This window comes from Rossellomorea marisflavi (assembly GCF_009806575.1).
Classification (GTDB): domain Bacteria; phylum Bacillota; class Bacilli; order Bacillales; family Bacillaceae_B; genus Rossellomorea; species Rossellomorea marisflavi_A.
On sequence record NZ_CP047095.1, the window covers coordinates 2,865,869 to 2,882,685 of the forward strand.

Here is a 16,817-nt window from a genome sequence, read left to right on the forward strand (position 1 = left end):
CGATGATACAAATGGATTCGGGTTTTAATTTGTTTACTGCATTTAGTTTCCAGCGGGAGTGCAAGACGTAGGCTCCTGGCGGTAGAGTAGCTGATGCGAGATCCCGCAGGCTTGCCTAAGAGGCTCACGGACTACCCGCGGAAAGCGGAGTCTTGCACGGAAATCATGAGCGGTATAAAGAACCTACACGGATCGTGTTCGTTATTACATGGTACCTTTTTATTTTGTCCCAACCTCATTGGCACTGAGGGCATTTCCCGTAAATCTCGAACTTATGCCCTGAAATATCATAGCCCGTTTCTGATAGATCTTCCTTTAGGACTTCCATCGGGCAGCTGTGGATTTCTTTGGTCTTGCCGCAGTCCATGCAGATGAAATGATGATGATGGTGGTTGGCCGCACACGTGAACCGGAAATGCCGCTCACCGGACAGGTCCGTTTCCTCAAGGATACCGAGGTCTACGAACAAACTGAGATTCCGGTAGATTGTATCAAAACTCAAACCAGGATAATCGCCTTTCATGTGTTCAAGGACATCCCGTGCCGTCAAATATTTATTGGAAGACGAGAAAAGTTCCAGGAGCTGCTCCCTTTTCCCCGTATGCTTATATCCTTCTTCCTTCAATAACTCCAATGCTTGTGATACATTCATTCTCAATGCACCTCTACTTTCGAAGGTTTATTCGAACGTACCTTCTTGATGAGGATCGTCATCATCAAGATGATGATGGCGGTCACCACGATCGTTCCGCCTGGCGCTAGGTTTAAATAGAAGGCACTTACTAATCCTACAATAACAGATATCTCACCAAACAACACTGCAAAACCGATGGTTTGTTTGAATCCTTTTGCCACCCGGATACTTGCGGCGACGGGCAGTGTCATCAAGGAAGACACGAGGAGTATGCCGACGATCCTCATGGAGGCGGCAATCACAAGGGCAACCATGATCATGAAGATGAAATGGATGGCCTTTGCAGGGATGCCTGAAGCCTTCGCATGCTCTTCATCGAACGAAAGGAGGAAGAGCTCCTTGTAAAGGAGGAAGATGACCGTGATCACCACCACGCTGATGGCACCGATCAGGTACAGGTCCCCCCTGCTCACTGCACTTACGCTTCCGAATAGATAGCTGAATAGATCCGTGTTAAAGCCATCGGCCAGTGAAATGAAGATCGCGCCGATCCCTACTCCCCCTGAGAGGATGATGGGGATGGCCAGTTCCTGATAATGCTTGTAGAGCGTCCTCAGCCTCTCGATGAACACCGATCCCAGTACCGAGAACACCATACCGAAGTACAGCGGGTTGAGAGTCGCAAGTGCAGGGACCGTCTGACTCACATACAGGCTCGCTGCAATCCCGAAAGGGTAACATGACTCAAGGCATCCGCAATGAGGGAGAGCCTTCTCACGACGATGAAGGCCCCCAGGAGCGGTGCAATGATTCCGATCAAGATCCCCGTCAGAAATGCATTTTGTAAAAATTCATAATGAAATATTGCTTCTATCATCGTTTCGCTCTCCCCTTATGCATGCTGATGATCATGGTTCAAGACGTGGACGTCATGACCGTAGAAAGAGGAAAGCTCATCGTCTTTTTGCTTTTCAAACTCTTCTGTATCACCATGAAAGTGCAATTGTTTATTTAGACAGGCCACATGGGTCACTTTGCTCGTGATCGTCCCGATATCGTGGGTGACCAGAACCAGCGTGATGCCAAGGTCTTTATTGAGGCGCTCCAACATTTCATAAAATGTCTGGACGTTTTGCGAATCGACCCCGACGGTTGGTTCATCAAGGATCATGATATCAGGCTTCGATACAAGTGCCCGGGCAATGAATACCCTTTGTTGTTGGCCACCCGACAGCTCTCCGATGTTCCTTCTTGTGAAAGCCTCCATGCCGACCGATTCAATGGCTTCAAGCACATCTTGTTTATGCTGATGGGATATTCTCCGGAAAAGGCCGGCTTTCTTAGTCAGTCCGCTCGACACAACTTCAAAAACCGTTGCCGGGAAGCCCGTATTGAAGCTGTTTGCTTTTTGAGATACAAACCCGATCCTGCTCCAATCCTTGAATTTCTGAAGGGGCGTCCCGAATAACTCGATCTTTCCCTGCCGCAGCCTGAGGAGACCGAGCATCAGTTTCAACAGGGTGGATTTCCCTGACCCATTCGGGCCGACGATGCCCAGGAATGCCCCTTTTGGAACGGTCAGGTTGATTTCCTCCAAGACACGTTCCCTTTCATACCGGAAGCTTACATCTTCTATTTTAATGACTGGTGTTTCGCCATTCATGGTTATCAACTCTCTTTTTAAGAATCGTTACGATTTATGTCCATAGGGTAGTATACAACAAGGGAAATTGAATGTAAACCATGAGGGATCGGGAAAATTCGTTGTCACTTTCTCCCCGTTCACGTCATATGTATCATGTGAGGAGTGATTAGGATGAAACTGCTGCAAAATGTGATCAACCATAAGATCAACACGATCTCACAGGGGGAACTCATGAAGTATGCCGGTCAGTACCAGGTCTCCCTCACCCCTGCACAGGCCGACAGCATCGTGAAGAGCGTCAAAGGAAAGAATATCGACATCTTCAATGATGCAAAGCGAAGTCAGCTGGTGAAAGAGCTGGCTAGGGTGATCGGACCATCAAAGGCAAAAGAGATCAACGGTCTCTTCCTGAAGCTGATGAAATGAAAGAAGGAGGCGCCCCTCAAAGGGTGCCTCCTTTCCTTTATGCTTCCAGAATCTTCTTCAGCACATCTTCGTCGAACTCTCCATTCCGGAGCATCTCGATTTCGAATTTATATGGTGCCTTTTTATTTTTCTTGTCTTCACCCACATATGGGGTTTCAAGTATCTTCGGGATATCCGCAAGCTGCGGATGATGGACGATCCGGTTGATGGCGTCGAATCCGATGTGACCGAATCCGATGTTTTCATGGCGGTCTTTCCGGGCTCCCGTTGGATTTTTGCTATCATTCACATGCAGGACCTTGAGACGGTCGATGCCGATGATCCGGTCGAATTCTTCCAGCACCCCGTCGAAGTCCTCCACGATGTTATAGCCTGCGTCATGGGTGTGACACGTATCGAAGCAGATCGACAAACGGTCATTCAGATCGACGCCATCGATGATGGCAGCGAGCTCCTCGAATGAACGTCCACATTCCGAGCCCTTCCCTGCCATCGTTTCAAGGGCGATCTGTACCTTGTGCTCCTTCGTAAGGACTTCGTTTAATCCTTCGATGATCTTTTCGATCCCTTTATCGGCTCCGGCACCGACATGCGCTCCGGGGTGAAGGACGATTTGTCCTGCCCCAAGGGCTTCCGTCCGTTCGATCTCCGAGCGGAGGAAGTTGACGCCAAGCTCGAATGTGGCAGGATTGGTGGTGTTGCCGATATTGATGATATAAGGGGCATGGACGACGATATCCTCGATGCCATGCTCTTTCATATGGGCCCTTCCTGCTTCGATATTCAAGTCTTCGATCTTCTTTCTTCTTGTGTTCTGGGGTGCACCCGTATAGATCATGAATGTATTTGCCCCATATGAAACGGCTTCCTCACTCGAAGCCAGCAGCATATTTTTCCCACTCATTGATACATGAGATCCGATCTTCAACACATGTCTCAGCTCCTTTACGACGCTTTCAAATTATTTGTTCCTGCTTTTGATCCTTCTTTCACGCTTTTTGATCTGCTCCATTTTGTATTTCATTTTCTTTTTGTATCCCGGTTTCACCTTTTTCGGCTTCCGTACCATGGATTTGGCTTTTACGTCTGCCTCATCCGCACTGGTTTTCTGGCGGTTCTTCCGTTTATTCAGCGCAGGGAGCTCGACCCAGTCGCCTTTTTTTAGGTCTTTGTGGGCAAAGTGGATACCCTTTTTCTCCAGTCGGTTGATGGCATCTTCATCGGACGCCTCATAGATGGTGAAGGCAATCCCGCTGTTGCCGGCACGAGCCGTACGGCCTGTCCTGTGGATGTAGAAATCAAGGTCCTGCGGCAATTCAAAGTTGATGATATGGCTGATTCCCTCGATGTCGATCCCCCTGGCAGCAAGGTCTGTCGCCACGATGTATTGGAATTCGAGATTCCTTGTCTGCTTCATTACCTTTTTCCGTTCACGCGGAGAGAGGTCACCGTGGATCCTCCCTACTTTCAAGCCTTTGGCAATCAGGGCATCCGCCACTTCATCCGCTTTCGATTTCGTGTTTGTGAACACGATCCCGAGGTACGGGTTGATATCGGTCAGGATGTTGTAAAGCAGGTTGATTTTGTCACGGCTTTTCACCGGGACGATGACGTGCTCGATGTTCTTCGCAGATAGACGCTCAGGCTCCACATGGGCGAACTGAGGATTCTCCATATACTTCTTCAAGAAAGGCTTCAACTTCTCTGGGATGGTCGCAGAGAATACGAGCATCTGAAGGTTTTCCGGCATTTTGCCTGCGATTTGATCCACATCTTCGATGAATCCCATATCAAGCATCAAGTCGGCTTCATCGATTACAAGCATGGTCGCTGTGTAAACCAGCAAAGCCTGTTCTTTGACAAGATCATTGATCCGTCCAGGCGTACCTACGACGATATGCGGCTGGCTCTTCAGTTTTTCGATTGTCCGCTGCTTGTCCGTTCCGCCGATGAAACAGCGAGATGTGATATCAGTGTCTTTGGTGATCTTAAGAATCTCCTGATAGATTTGCTGGGCAAGTTCCCTCGTAGGCGCAGTGATTACCGCCTGGACCGTCTCGGAAGCTGCATGGATCTTCTCAATGATCGGGAGCAGATAGGAATGGGTCTTGCCTGTACCGGTCTGGGATTGCCCGATGGCACTTTGGCCTTTCAAGATCATCGGGATCATCTTTTTCTGGATTTCTGTCGGCTCATGAAAACCCCGTTCTTCAATAGCATGCTGAATGAACGTTTTGAATTCATACTGTGTAAAGGCGTTCTTAGTCATGTCTCTTCATCTCCTTTATCTCGACATCTCATTATACCTAATTCATGGTGATGCATGGACACCCCATACTGAAGGGTCCACCCGGTGTTCAGCGGGTGAAGATCTATATAAAACGTCAGTTGTCATTTAAATCAAGAACATCTAACCATTATAATCAATTTCCCGAGAAACATCTAGCCTATCGGGACAAAATCATTTCTCCCTCCACACAATACCCTTTTCCGGCTGCTTGCATACGTTATAAAGATGACGATTCCATTTGAAAGGAGGCGATCATCATGCCGCCACGCGGAATGATGAGAACACGCGGAGGAAATCCATTCGGCATGCAGCAGCGTAACCCGTTCGGAATGCAGCAGAGCAACTTCCGCATGCAGCAGGGGAATCCATTCATGATGCAACAAGGCAGAAGGAATCGACCCAATATGGATCGCACTTCACCTTCTCCGTTCCAGATGCCAGGAGGCCAGCAGGGCAAAAAGAAAGGCCTGCTCTCCAAACTATTGAAAAAAGGCGAAAATCGAAGGGGAGGGGCGCCTGAAGGTGGAGGTGGTCTTCTCGAGCAGTTCACCCGATCGGCTGCCGATGCGGGGATGGACCGGTCTCCCCAGGCAGCCGGGGGCATCCTTCAGGGACTGATGAATCCCGGGAATATCGGCTCTTTCCTGACGAACACCCAACAGGTGCTACAGACTGCACAGCAGCTCGGACCGATGGTTTCACAATATGGACCCATGGTCAAGAACATCCCTGCCCTGTGGAAGCTGTACCGTGGACTGAAGGATTTACCGGCAGATGAAGAAACGAAGGAAGAGGCAAAGGTATCTGCAGAAGATGCTCCTCCCCCACCAAAGGGACAGAATGCAGATGAAACCGTGGAAACACCCGTCCCCGATGAAGAACCTGCCCCGCCCGTCAGACCGAGAGCCCCAAGAAAAACGGGGCAATCTTCACCCAAGCTTTATGTTTAACTCTGTCATGCCCTGCAGAATGGTTATCTGGAGGGCTGTTTCCAGTGGTCCAACCCTTTCTACACCCATACTCTTTGTCATAAACGATGTTCTCCTTTATAATGGGGGTACAACCTTTCCCATGTAGGAGGATTATTAGTGGATATTATTAAAATTACCCCGAGGGGATACTGCTACGGAGTCGTCGATGCCATGGTCATCGCCAGGAATGCGGCGCTCGACAAGTCACTCCCCCGTCCGATCTATATATTGGGCATGATTGTCCATAACAAACATGTGACCGATGCATTCGAAGAGGAAGGCATCATCACCCTTGATGGCCATAACCGGAAGGAAATCATCGACCAGGTCAATGAAGGGACCGTCATCTTCACAGCACACGGGGTATCCCCGGAAGTAAAGGAAATCGCCAAGAATAAAGGGCTCGTCACATTGGATGCAACATGCCCGGATGTCACGAAGACTCATGACCTCATCCGCGAGAAGGAAGCAGAAGGATATGACGTCATCTACATCGGTAAAAAAGGCCACCCTGAACCAGAAGGGGCCGTCGGGGTAGCCCCTGATATCGTCCACCTTGTGGAAACAGCCGAGGATGTGGAAAAGCTCACCATCGACAATCAAAAGATCATCGTGACGAACCAGACGACCATGAGTCAATGGGATGTTCTCGATACGATGGAAAAGGTCAGGGAAATGTACCCGCATGTTGAGCTTCATAAAGAAATCTGCCTGGCGACGCAGGTGCGTCAGGAAGCCGTTGCAGAGCAGGCCGGGGCAGCAGATGTCCTTATTGTTGTCGGTGACCCGAAGAGCAATAACTCCAACCGTTTGGCACAGGTGTCGAAAGAAATCGCCGGAACACCTGCCTACCGGATCTCAGACATTAGTGAGCTTGAATTGGAATGGCTCAAGGATGCAAAAGTGGCTGCCGTCACGGCTGGGGCTTCCACCCCTACCCCCATCGTCAAGGAAGTCATCCGATTCCTTGAAGCATATGATCCGGCTGACGAAGCGACTTGGACAAGGGAACGCAATGTTCCGCTTAATAAGATCCTTCCTAAAGTCCGAAAAGCAAAACTCGGCTCATCTTAATGTAAATCAAACGCCTACGCTGGGACTCCCCGCGCAGGCGTTTTTTTTGATTATATATGTTCACATTCATCATGGATCCCCCTTCTCCTGAATGCTATACTGAAGGAAAATATTCACAGGAGGCAATATGGGTTATATTATGGAATTACGCGAGCAAGTCGGGAGCATCCCACTCATCATGGTCGGTTCATGTGTCCTCGTCATCAATGAATCAGACGAACTGCTTTTGATGAAGCGCACGGACAATCAATGCTGGGGTCTCCCGGGAGGTTCCATGGAACCCGGGGAGACGCTGCAGGAAGTAGCCCAACGGGAGCTTTATGAGGAAACCGGATTGCAAGCAGGATGCCTACACCTATGGAACATCTATTCAGGTCAGGAATTCTATTATCGGTATCCACACGGCGATGAAGTGTACAATGTCGTCACCGCCTATCTATGCAGCACCTATAGCGGAGAATGTCGTTTGAATGAGATCGAGGGATCCGAACTGCGTTTCTTTCCACTGGACTCTCTCCCACCGGAACTGAGTCCGCCAGATCGACCGATTATCTTGGAGTATCGGGCACAAAAAGAAAAGCCTTGTTCGCAGCCCCATTGGTAAGGGTGCTGACAAGGCTTCTTTTACATGAAGGTAAACGGATTGGTGTTAGACGCCGAAGGGAAGACGTTCACCACATATCCTTTTTCGGCGCACGCCTTGGCAAGGTGCTGAGCCACGCCGTCCTTCATGATTTTCTCGATGTGATGACCGGCATCAATGACGTTCAAGCCGAGCATCATGGCATCGTGGGCAGTATGGTAGTAGATGTCACCCGAAATGAAGACGTCCGCTCCCTGTCGCTTGGCAGCATGGATGAATTTATTCCCGTCGCCTCCAAGGACCGCCACTTTGTTTACGGGCGCCTGAAGGTCCCCTGTCACTTTGACGCCATCCATCCCGAATACCTCTTTGACCCGCAGGGCAAATCCCTTCAGGGTCGTGCCCTCTGGTAACGATCCGATCCTGCCGAGACCCATAGCTGGCGCTTTGTTCTCCAGTGGATAGATGTCATAAGCGACTTCTTCATAAGGGTGGTTGGTGACCATGGCTTTCAGTACCCGGCCCTCGATGGAAGCGGGATACACCGTTTCGATCCTTTCCTCCTCTGCCACTTCAAGGCGCCCCTGTTCCCCAAGATAAGGGTCGGTTCCTTCGCCAGGGAGGAATCTGCCTTCTCCCTGTGTAGTGAAGCTACAATCGGAGTAGGCGCCGATATGCCCCGCTCCTGCTCCGGCCAAAGCCCCGCGAAGGCGTTCTCCGTGCTCTTTCGGTACGAAGACCACCAATTTCCTGAGCTCTTCGGAATATGTCGGCACAAGGACGGATGGTTCAACAAGCCCGAGAGCATCAGCGAGCAGATCGTTCACCCCGCCCTTTGCTACATCAAGGTTGGTGTGGGCTGCATAAACAGCAATATCATTCTTGATGAGCTTTTCAATCATCCTTCCCTGATATGTATCTGTATGGATCGCCTTCAAGGACCTGAATAACGGCGGGTGATGGGCGATGATAAGCTTCACATTATTCTTGATCGCTTCATCCACCACATTTTCAAGAACGTCCAGGGTTACCATGACATTCTCCACCTTTTCGTTGAGTCTGCCGATTTGAAGTCCGATCGGATCACCTTCCTCGGCAAGATGCTTCGGTGAAAATTGTTCGAAAAGCTGAATGATTTCATGTCCATTCGGTGTTTTCATCTTCATCGATTCAGAACCTCCTCTACCAGTTTGATTTTACCAAGCAGATCATTCCTTCGCTCCTCGAGTGCCGGAGTTTCCTCAGCCTGTTCCATGTTTTTCAGGATTGCCTTCCACTGGGTCAGTTCCTGTGTCCATTTCTTTCTGAACGGTGCATTGCCTTCCTGACTCAAGATCGGACCCATTAGCAGCTGGGCCTCCTTGTCTTCACTTGAATATCCCGCCTCTGGATTTCCTTTTTCCGCCACAAGGACTTCATAGATTTTACCGTCTTCTTCAAGGATTTCTTCATTCGTGAGTGACCAGCCATTGTCCATGAGCCATACACGGATGGATACGGCGCTGACGTTCGGTTGAAGGATGAGTCTTGCATTCTCCACCTTATCCTTACCCTTTTCCAATATGGAAGCAATCAGCGTCCCGCCCATGCCTGCAATGGTGATGCAATCCACTTCTCCCGGACGGAGCACATCGAGGCCGTCTCCCAATCTGACATCCACCTGGTTTTCAAGAGCGTTCAGTTTGACCTGCTTCAGAGCTGATTCAAACGGCCCCTTCACGACTTCACCGGCAATGGCCGAGGCCGCGATCCCTGCCTGGACCGCATAACATGGCAGATAGGCATGATCGGACCCGATATCTGCGATGGTACTGTTTTTTGGTATGTACGATACAACTGTCTCCAGTCGTTTGGATAATTTTTCGCTATTCATCATTTCACCTTATCAATCTGGATTCATTCTTCCCTCCCCAGTTCCGGGAAGGAGTTTTCCGCTTCGATACCATTCTACCCAATTTCAAGGTATAAAAAAAGCCCCCTGCCCATCAGGCAAAGAAGCTTTCTTTATTATTTGAGTGATAAGATCCAGTCTGCCATGGCATCAAGGTTCTCATCTTCCACAAGTCCTGCCGGCATGATCCCCTTACCGTTCTTGATCGTATCCTTGATTTGATCTTTGGAAAGATCCGTTCCTTTCAATGCAGGTCCCGCTCCGCCTTCATAGTTGCCTCCGTGACAGCTCATACAATTTTCCTTGTAATGTGCTTCGGGATCGAATTCGCCGCTTGAAGCCTGCTCTCCGCCTTTTTCTTCTTCCTTTGCCTTGTCGGCTTTCTCTTCAGCATTATTCAATCCTTCAAGAGATAAGAAGAAAACAAGTCCGATACCAAGTGCCATAATGAGAATGAACGGAATGATTGGATTGCGATTCATGGCTTAAACCTCCTTCGTATGTATACCATCCAAATAGTACCCTATTTAACAATTTATATTTTACTGTAAAAACAGGGAAAGTAAAAGTCCTACGAATTAACTTTTCCATCTTTCTCACAATTTAGACACATTATGTTCGATTTTACGCCGAATTCTCTTAACCGTTTTCATTATTGTTACACAAGCAATCCTTTTCACAGGACTTTCATCCTGTTCTGATTTGGTATCGCTATCAACGATCACGTTCATTTCCAGTTACACTGTAAAAATAAGGGACCCGGTATAAGCCGGGTCCCCAGATATCAATGGCAGCCGATCAGTCTTGAGATGACCATACGCTGGACTTCCGAAGTTCCTTCCCCGATCTCTAGAAGCTTTGCATCGCGAAGGTACCTCTCCACGTGATACTCCCTCATATACCCATATCCCCCGTGGATCTGAATCGCTTCATCCGCCACTTCCATGCTGATTTCGGATGCATACAACTTGCACATGGACGCTTCCTTGGAAAACGGTCTGCCCTGATCCTTCAGCCACGCTGCCTTATGCACCATATTCCTGGCCAATTCGATCTTCATCGCCATGTCGGCCAGCTTGAATTGTGTCACTTGGAACTGGGAAAGCGTCTTTCCGAATTGCTTTCTCTCTTTCGCGTATTGCAGAGCCTTATCAAAAGCCGCCTGAGCGACCCCCACGGCCATGGCACCGATTCCGATCCTTCCACCGTCTAGCGTCACGAGGAACTGCTTAAAGCCCTCTCCACGCTTACCGAGGAGGTTCTCAACAGGGACTTCAACATCTTCCAGTACGAGCTCCGTCGTGTTCGAGGCGTGCAGCCCCATCTTTTCATAATTATCGATCACCGTGAAGCCTTTGGCATCCGTCGGCACAATGATCGCGCTGATTTCCTTGTTTCCGTCCTTTTTGCCTGTGATCGCCGTAAGAGCAAGATGGTTGGCATAGCTGGCATTCGTGATGTAGCATTTATTGCCGTTGATGACCCAGCGATCGTCCTGCTCCACTGCCGTCGTCTGGGTTCCGCCTGCGTCAGATCCCGCATTCGGTTCGGTCAGCCCGAAAGCTCCGAAGCTCTCGCCCGTACAGATCGGAGTCAAATACTTCTCCTTCTGCTCATCCGTGCCGAACATGGAAATCGGTGCCCCCCCCAATGAAATATGGGCTGAATATGTGATTCCGGTCGATGCGCATGCCCGACTCAATTCTTCCGTCACAATGGCAAAGCTGACCGTATCAGCCCCCGCCCCGCCGTATTCTTCTGAAAACGGAAGACCCATCAATCCAAGGTCCGCCAATTTTTTAAAAACGTCAGCAGGGAATTGCTTGGACCGGTCCCTTTCAAGGGCACCCGGCGCCACCTCTTCTTCTGCAAACTCTCTAATGGTCTTTTTAATCATTGTCTGTTCCTGCGTCAAGTCGAAATTCATTTCCATCCCCCTTGTCTGTCTCGCATCCTGCCTAGAGCAAGAATGTATGCGCTATCATTTACATTATAAAAGGAATAAATGAATTTTCTCAACTTTAAAAAACTTTATAATTTTCTGTAGTTATATTAAAATATAAATAGTCAGCAGGGCCGCTGCCAAGATCCCCCCGATTAAAAACGGGAGGCTTTTGTGCCGAAAACCCATAATCGACCAAATGGAACAATGGAAATAAAGGAGCGGTATCATGACTTCCCTTTTCCCTTCAAAGCATGCATCCACGATATGGACTGTCATAAAAAGAAGGATGAGGGCTGCAGCCACATACAGGAAAAGGGTGGAGATTCCTTTCTTGCTATAATGAATTGCCATGGCCACGAGGAAAACGACAAATACTGCCAAAATCGCTGTTTGCAAAAGCGATGACATTTCAGTAAAATAAATGACAAATACGGTGAGGCCGAGAGTCAGGGCCGATGTTGCAAGATGCGTGTATCTTGAAGAGGAAACGCTTTCACTATCCCCTTTGGTATAAAGGTTGAGGAGGTAGTCACAGTAGTGCTCAGGAAGCATGCTGCTTTCCTTCCAACGTCTGATTTCGTTTATGATGATCTTTGTTTCTTTATCCTGTTGTTTGATTCCAATCACTGCCTAACCTATAAGTATACGTATAATTTTCGTCATAGCCTGTCGAAACTCCTTTTTCATCTATAAAAAAAACCGCCTCGGCGTATGCGAGACGGTTCGAATTCCTATTCGAGGAAGTCTTTCAATCGTTTGCTTCTGCTTGGATGACGAAGCTTACGCAGTGCTTTCGCTTCGATCTGGCGAATCCTTTCCCTTGTAACACCGAAAACTTTCCCGACTTCTTCCAGTGTGCGGGTCCTTCCGTCATCAAGTCCAAAACGAAGACGAAGAACGTTCTCTTCACGGTCTGTCAGGGTATCCAGAACATCCTCGAGCTGTTCCTTCAGAAGTTCGTAGGCTGCATGCTCGGATGGCGACTGTGCTTCTGCATCCTCGATGAAGTCACCTAGGTGTGAATCATCCTCTTCCCCGATCGGTGTTTCCAATGAAACAGGCTCTTGGGCAATTTTCAGGATTTCCCTTACTTTTTCCGGTGTAAGATCCATTTCCTCAGCTATTTCTTCAGGTGCAGGCTCACGACCTAGATCTTGAAGGAGCTGGCGTTGGACGCGGATCAGTTTGTTGATGGTCTCCACCATATGGACAGGGATACGGATCGTCCTTGCCTGATCGGCGATGGCGCGGGTGATGGCCTGACGGATCCACCAAGTGGCATACGTACTGAATTTGAACCCCTTACGGTAATCAAATTTCTCAACTGCTTTGATAAGACCCATGTTCCCTTCCTGGATCAGATCAAGGAACAGCATACCCCGGCCGACATAGCGCTTCGCGATACTGACCACAAGTCGAAGGTTGGCTTCTGCAAGGCGTCGCTTCGCCTCTTCGTCCCCTTCTTCAATTCTTTCGGCCAGATTGATTTCTTCTTCTGCCGACAGCAGGTCGACCCTTCCGATTTCCTTCAGATACATGCGGACCGGATCATTTATTTTGACGCCGGGAGGGACACTGAGGTCATTCAGGTTGAACTCCTCTTCCTCTTCCTTTGCCAGTTCAGGGGCACTCGGATCGTCATCTTCATCACTCTCTTTGATGATTTCGATGCTTTGTTCACCTAAGTGCTCGTAAAATTCATCCATTTGGTCAGAGTCCAATTCGAAGCCCGATAGTTTGTCGGCGATATCCTCATATGTGAGGACACCTCTCTTCTTACCCTGATTCACTAAAAATTCTTTCACCTGATCAACGGTCAATTCAGACGCTATTTGTTTGGAACGCGCGGACTTTTCAGCCATGTGTTCCCCTCCTTCCAACTTCCTGGCAAAACTATAAAGACTTACGCAGCTGTAAGATTTCCATCGCAATCTCTACTTCCTTACGATAATCATTTCTTCTCTCAGCTTCTTTTCTTTCCTGTTCTTTTTCCTTTATCTTCAACATCTTTTGATGTTTTAAGACCTGTTTCACATAATCCATCAGTTCATCATCCGTGCATTCTTCGCTGATGGACATCATTTCGATCTCCGTTACCACGCGCCTCAGGCGTTCATCGCTCAGATATCCGATGAATCCGCGGGCACCTGGTGGCAGACCTTCTTCATAATACCCGAGAAGATAGGTGATGATCGCCTGATGCTCATCTACATTCAGGCTGACACCGGCAAGCCAATCCTGCACCTTATACGCGACGTTCGGATCCCTCATCATATGGGCGATCAAACGCCTTTCGGCATTTTGATACGCAGGGAGGAGCTGAGACTTCCGGTTGAAGGGAGGAGCAGCAGCCGCTGGTGCGGGAGAATGCTGTACCTTCTTTGTCCGGGGTGCTCCTGTCTGCCCCATCTGCTGCTGCAGGGCATCCAATGACAGGTCGAACTCATCGGCGAGATTTCTCAGATAGAAGTCTTTTTCCACGGCACTGTTCAAGCCAACGATTTCCTTGAGTACCTCTTCGATATAAGCGAGCCGATCTCCTTCATCATTCAGGTTTTTATTCAGCTTGTAATAGCGTAGTTTGAACGCCATGAATGTCAGAGCTGCCCCTATTACATCCTGCTGAAACTTTTCGGATCCATAGGTGGAGATGTAGTCATCGGGGTCAAGCTGCTCGGGAATGGCGGCGATGCGGATATTCATGCCGTGGTTCGTCAGGAGATTTCCGGCCCTGAACGCGGCTTCGATCCCCGCAGAGTCACCGTCATAACAAATCACGACGGAATCCGTGAGTCGTTTGATCAAGCCGATCTGCTGCTCGGTCAAGGAGGTTCCCATTGTGGCGATCCCATTCTCGACTTCTGCCTCGTTTGCGGAAATGACGTCTGCGAACCCCTCAAAGAGGATCGCCTGCTGTTTCCGCCTGATGGAGGCCCGTGCACCATGGTAATGATAGAGGATTTTACTTTTATTGAAGATTTTCGTCTCCGGACTGTTCAAGTATTTCGGTTCATCGCCTTTTTGGAGGCTCCGCCCCGAAAAGGCGACCGTTTCCCCTTTTGGATTCTGGATCGGAAACATGATCCGACCCCTGAACCGGTCGAGGAAGGATTGATCCCTTTCCCTTCTGACCAGGAGTCCGGCCTCTTCCATGAGTTCGAGGGGGTAGCCCCTCTTTTCCAGAAACTTGACTGTGAAATCCCAATTGGGAAGCGACCAGCCGATTTTGAACTTCCGGATGCTTTCCGTTGTGAACCCCCTGGCAAGCAAATATTCCAGTGCTTCCTGGCCCTCTTTTGTATTAAGGAGCAAATGATGGTAAAATTTACTCAAAAGTTCATGGGCCTCGATCATTCTCTTTTCTTCTTCAAGATGAGCATGATCCACACTCGGGCCGGCAGGTGTGACTTCGATCTCTTCGCCAACCTTTTCACCCAGCTTCTGCGCTGCTTCCTGGAAGGACATCCCGTCTACATCCATGAGGAATGTAAAGGCATTGCCTCCCGCACCACAGCCGAAGCAATGGAAGATTTGTTTATCAGGTGAAACAGAAAAAGATGGAGTGTTCTCTCCATGGAATGGGCACAGCCCAAAATAGTTGCGACCCTGTTTCTTCAGTTGCACATAGTCGCTCACAACATCCACGATATCCGTGGATGATAAAATTCTATTCAGCTTCTCTTCAGGGATTCTTTCTGACACTGTTCATCACCTGTTTTATAAATGTCCCTCATAGTTCATTCGATAAATTTTATCAATCTCCTGCAATTTGCGACAATAAATTCTCGAAGTTTGCGGAAAAAGTTTCCCGATCCGATTGGGTGAATGCCTTGGGACCTTTTCCATACTTCCCTTTTCTGCGTTCCTTAGCGGCAAGATACCTGTAATCGAGGGCAGTGGCAATCGTTTCTTCCTTGTATGCTTTTCCCCTGGGGGACAAGGCATAAACGTGCTTCGGCAGGACTAGACTGGCGAGCCCGATGTCCTGGGTGACGAGCACGTCGGAAGGACGGACGTGATTCATGATGTACAGGTCGGCTGATTCCTTGGAACTATCAACATAGATCCATTCACCTGCTTCAGGCTCACTTTTCCTGTGGGCATGGGAAGCGACGAATACAACCCTGAAACCGTACCTTCTTGAGATCAGGCTGATTTCCTCCTTGACAGGACAAGCATCAGCATCCACGTATACACAGGGATGATATGGGTCATACCTAACTATTCTACATCACTCCATGTAATCCTTCTCTCCCGGATAACTTTCCTTGGGAGCAAGGAAGAATTTGTCGAAAAAAACCCTCTTCAGGACTTGACATATCACAATAATTAGTTTATTCCTTAAGAGTTTAGTCTAAACCTATTTTAAATATTTTTATCACAATTTTTTATTATAGTATATCCCCGGCAATTTGACCACCCATAAAACTCATTCTTTCCACGATCCCATGTTCATGCTGCCATACTTCAAGGCCTTCGTGCGGGAACTCTCCATCCACAGAAAACCCGGACCTCCATGATCATGATGGTCCGGGTAAACAATACTCAGGATTTCTGATAGATATTCGTGATGACATTGGCCGTCTCTTCCACGGCTTTATTCGTCACATCGATGACATGACAACCGATGCGCCCCGTGATGGCCTCGAAGTATGTAAGCTCTTCTTCGATCCTCTTGATGTTTGCATAGCTTGCCTGGTCGTTCAGACCGAGGGATTTCAACCGTTCCCTGCGGATCGTATTCAGTTTGTCCGGACTGATCTTCAAGCCGAAGCATTTTTCCGGCGGAACCTTGAAAAGCTCCTCGGGTGGATCGACTTCAGGAACAAGAGGGACATTCGCCACCTTGTAACGCTTGAGTGCAAGGTATTGTGACAATGGTGTCTTGGATGTCCTCGATACGCCGACCAAAACAATATCCGCCCTGAGAAGGCCCCTCGGATCCCTTCCATCATCATACTTCACGGCGAATTCGATGGCCTCGACCTTTTTGAAGTAGTCGTCGTCGAGCTTCCTGACCGTACCCGGTTCAAAAAGCGGCTCCTTCTGATAAGAGGATTGATATGTATCCATGAGGGGTCCGATGATATCGAACGCATGGAGGTCTTCCACTTTCGCCTTCGCCTTGATGTAGGCGCGCATCTCAGGTTTTACAAGGGTGTAGACGATCAGCCCTTTCGTCATTTTGGCCAGGGAGATCACTTCATCGATATTTTCCAGCTCTTCAATATACGGGAAGCGTTTAATGACCGTATTCTTAGAACCATCGAACTGGCTGATGGCGGCCTTGGTCACTAGTTCGGCCGTTTCCCCTACGGAATCTGATACCACATAGATAATTGGTTCTTTCACGATCAT

Annotated in this window: 17 protein-coding genes and 1 pseudogene; 4 read left to right on the top strand and 14 right to left on the bottom strand. The window is 48.8% G+C overall.

The features are described 5' to 3' along the window. Window positions 1-235: 235 nt before the first annotated feature. The 3 genes and pseudogenes from D5E69_RS14965 to D5E69_RS14975 all read right to left on the bottom strand — a co-directional run bounded on the left by D5E69_RS14965 (window position 236) and on the right by D5E69_RS14975 (window position 2,297). Window positions 236-652, bottom strand: coding sequence for a Fur family transcriptional regulator (locus tag D5E69_RS14965; RefSeq protein WP_048006113.1), 417 nt, complete (start codon window positions 650-652; stop codon window positions 236-238). Window positions 653-654: 2 nt separating this feature from the next. After that, window positions 655-1,511: pseudogene (locus D5E69_RS14970) on the bottom strand (metal ABC transporter permease). 15 nt (window positions 1,512-1,526) lie between these two features. Continuing rightward, a complete protein-coding gene (locus D5E69_RS14975) occupies window positions 1,527-2,297 on the bottom strand; it encodes a metal ABC transporter ATP-binding protein (RefSeq protein ID WP_048006115.1) in 771 nt (256 codons plus the stop codon). Window positions 2,298-2,450: 153 nt separating this feature from the next. Here D5E69_RS14975 and D5E69_RS14980 point away from each other — a divergent pair, with 153 nt between their 5' ends. Continuing rightward, window positions 2,451-2,705 carry a DUF2624 domain-containing protein gene (locus D5E69_RS14980; RefSeq protein ID WP_048006116.1) on the top strand — a complete coding sequence of 85 codons (255 nt, stop codon included), beginning with the start codon at window positions 2,451-2,453 and terminating at the stop codon, window positions 2,703-2,705. Between the two features lie 37 nt (window positions 2,706-2,742). Here the strand turns inward: D5E69_RS14980 and D5E69_RS14985 are convergent, their stop codons facing one another. Both D5E69_RS14985 and D5E69_RS14990 read right to left on the bottom strand, forming a co-directional pair. Then, window positions 2,743-3,636, bottom strand: a complete 894-nt coding sequence (locus D5E69_RS14985) for a deoxyribonuclease IV (protein WP_148795498.1) — start codon at window positions 3,634-3,636, stop codon at window positions 2,743-2,745. A 30-nt stretch (window positions 3,637-3,666) separates the two neighbouring features. Continuing rightward, window positions 3,667-4,974 carry a DEAD/DEAH box helicase gene (locus D5E69_RS14990; RefSeq protein ID WP_048006118.1) on the bottom strand — a complete coding sequence of 436 codons (1,308 nt, stop codon included), beginning with the start codon at window positions 4,972-4,974 and terminating at the stop codon, window positions 3,667-3,669. Window positions 4,975-5,267: 293 nt separating this feature from the next. Here D5E69_RS14990 and D5E69_RS14995 point away from each other — a divergent pair, with 293 nt between their 5' ends. The 3 genes from D5E69_RS14995 to D5E69_RS15005 all read left to right on the top strand — a co-directional run bounded on the left by D5E69_RS14995 (window position 5,268) and on the right by D5E69_RS15005 (window position 7,644). Continuing rightward, window positions 5,268-5,945, top strand: a complete 678-nt coding sequence (locus D5E69_RS14995; RefSeq protein WP_249931498.1) for a YqfQ family protein — start codon at window positions 5,268-5,270, stop codon at window positions 5,943-5,945. Between the two features lie 138 nt (window positions 5,946-6,083). Then, window positions 6,084-7,040, top strand: a complete 957-nt coding sequence (locus D5E69_RS15000) for a 4-hydroxy-3-methylbut-2-enyl diphosphate reductase (protein WP_159129875.1) — start codon at window positions 6,084-6,086, stop codon at window positions 7,038-7,040. A 127-nt stretch (window positions 7,041-7,167) separates the two neighbouring features. Then, window positions 7,168-7,644, top strand: a complete 477-nt coding sequence (locus D5E69_RS15005) for an NUDIX hydrolase (RefSeq protein ID WP_048006120.1) — start codon at window positions 7,168-7,170, stop codon at window positions 7,642-7,644. A 20-nt stretch (window positions 7,645-7,664) separates the two neighbouring features. Here the strand turns inward: D5E69_RS15005 and D5E69_RS15010 are convergent, their stop codons facing one another. The 9 genes from D5E69_RS15010 to D5E69_RS15050 form a co-directional block, all read right to left on the bottom strand. Next, entirely contained in the window at window positions 7,665-8,783 is a 1,119-nt protein-coding gene (locus D5E69_RS15010; protein ID WP_159130371.1) for a Nif3-like dinuclear metal center hexameric protein, read from the bottom strand. A 2-nt stretch (window positions 8,784-8,785) separates the two neighbouring features. Then, a complete protein-coding gene (locus D5E69_RS15015; RefSeq protein ID WP_048006413.1) occupies window positions 8,786-9,496 on the bottom strand; it encodes a tRNA (adenine(22)-N(1))-methyltransferase in 711 nt (236 codons plus the stop codon). 134 nt (window positions 9,497-9,630) lie between these two features. Continuing rightward, window positions 9,631-9,996, bottom strand: coding sequence for a cytochrome c550 (cccA, locus tag D5E69_RS15020; protein ID WP_048006121.1), 366 nt, complete (start codon window positions 9,994-9,996; stop codon window positions 9,631-9,633). A gap of 302 nt (window positions 9,997-10,298) precedes the next feature. Beyond that, a complete protein-coding gene (locus D5E69_RS15025; RefSeq protein ID WP_048006122.1) occupies window positions 10,299-11,441 on the bottom strand; it encodes an acyl-CoA dehydrogenase in 1,143 nt (380 codons plus the stop codon). Between the two features lie 120 nt (window positions 11,442-11,561). After that, on the bottom strand, window positions 11,562-12,086 hold the full coding sequence (locus tag D5E69_RS15030; RefSeq protein WP_053072481.1) for a hypothetical protein: 525 nt from the start codon (window positions 12,084-12,086) through the stop codon (window positions 11,562-11,564). A 104-nt stretch (window positions 12,087-12,190) separates the two neighbouring features. Further along, on the bottom strand, window positions 12,191-13,321 hold the full coding sequence (gene rpoD / locus D5E69_RS15035) for an RNA polymerase sigma factor RpoD (protein ID WP_048006123.1): 1,131 nt from the start codon (window positions 13,319-13,321) through the stop codon (window positions 12,191-12,193). Between the two features lie 31 nt (window positions 13,322-13,352). Continuing rightward, complete coding sequence (gene dnaG / locus D5E69_RS15040; RefSeq protein ID WP_048016262.1) at window positions 13,353-15,161, bottom strand: DNA primase; 1,809 nt, start codon at window positions 15,159-15,161, stop codon at window positions 13,353-13,355. Window positions 15,162-15,213: 52 nt separating this feature from the next. After that, window positions 15,214-15,648, bottom strand: coding sequence for a YaiI/YqxD family protein (locus D5E69_RS15045; protein WP_082139333.1), 435 nt, complete (start codon window positions 15,646-15,648; stop codon window positions 15,214-15,216). 356 nt (window positions 15,649-16,004) lie between these two features. Continuing rightward, a complete protein-coding gene (locus D5E69_RS15050; protein WP_187427076.1) occupies window positions 16,005-16,817 on the bottom strand; it encodes a pyruvate, water dikinase regulatory protein in 813 nt (270 codons plus the stop codon).

Coding starts and splice junctions, on each gene's coding strand:
- D5E69_RS14980 (WP_048006116.1), top strand. CDS start 2,451: ATGAAACTGCTGCAAAATGTGATCAACCATAAGATCAACACGATCTCA.
- D5E69_RS15010 (WP_159130371.1), bottom strand. CDS start 8,783: ATGAAAACACCGAATGGACATGAAATCATTCAGCTTTTCGAACAATTT.
- cccA (WP_048006121.1), bottom strand. CDS start 9,996: ATGAATCGCAATCCAATCATTCCGTTCATTCTCATTATGGCACTTGGT.
- D5E69_RS15015 (WP_048006413.1), bottom strand. CDS start 9,496: ATGAATAGCGAAAAATTATCCAAACGACTGGAGACAGTTGTATCGTAC.
- D5E69_RS14965 (WP_048006113.1), bottom strand. CDS start 652: ATGAATGTATCACAAGCATTGGAGTTATTGAAGGAAGAAGGATATAAG.
- D5E69_RS14995 (WP_249931498.1), top strand. CDS start 5,268: ATGATGAGAACACGCGGAGGAAATCCATTCGGCATGCAGCAGCGTAAC.
- D5E69_RS14990 (WP_048006118.1), bottom strand. CDS start 4,974: ATGACTAAGAACGCCTTTACACAGTATGAATTCAAAACGTTCATTCAG.
- D5E69_RS15005 (WP_048006120.1), top strand. CDS start 7,168: ATGGGTTATATTATGGAATTACGCGAGCAAGTCGGGAGCATCCCACTC.
- D5E69_RS15025 (WP_048006122.1), bottom strand. CDS start 11,441: ATGAATTTCGACTTGACGCAGGAACAGACAATGATTAAAAAGACCATT.
- rpoD (WP_048006123.1), bottom strand. CDS start 13,321: ATGGCTGAAAAGTCCGCGCGTTCCAAACAAATAGCGTCTGAATTGACC.
- D5E69_RS15050 (WP_187427076.1), bottom strand. CDS start 16,817: ATGATCGTGAAAGAACCAATTATCTATGTGGTATCAGATTCCGTAGGG.
- D5E69_RS14975 (WP_048006115.1), bottom strand. CDS start 2,297: ATGAATGGCGAAACACCAGTCATTAAAATAGAAGATGTAAGCTTCCGG.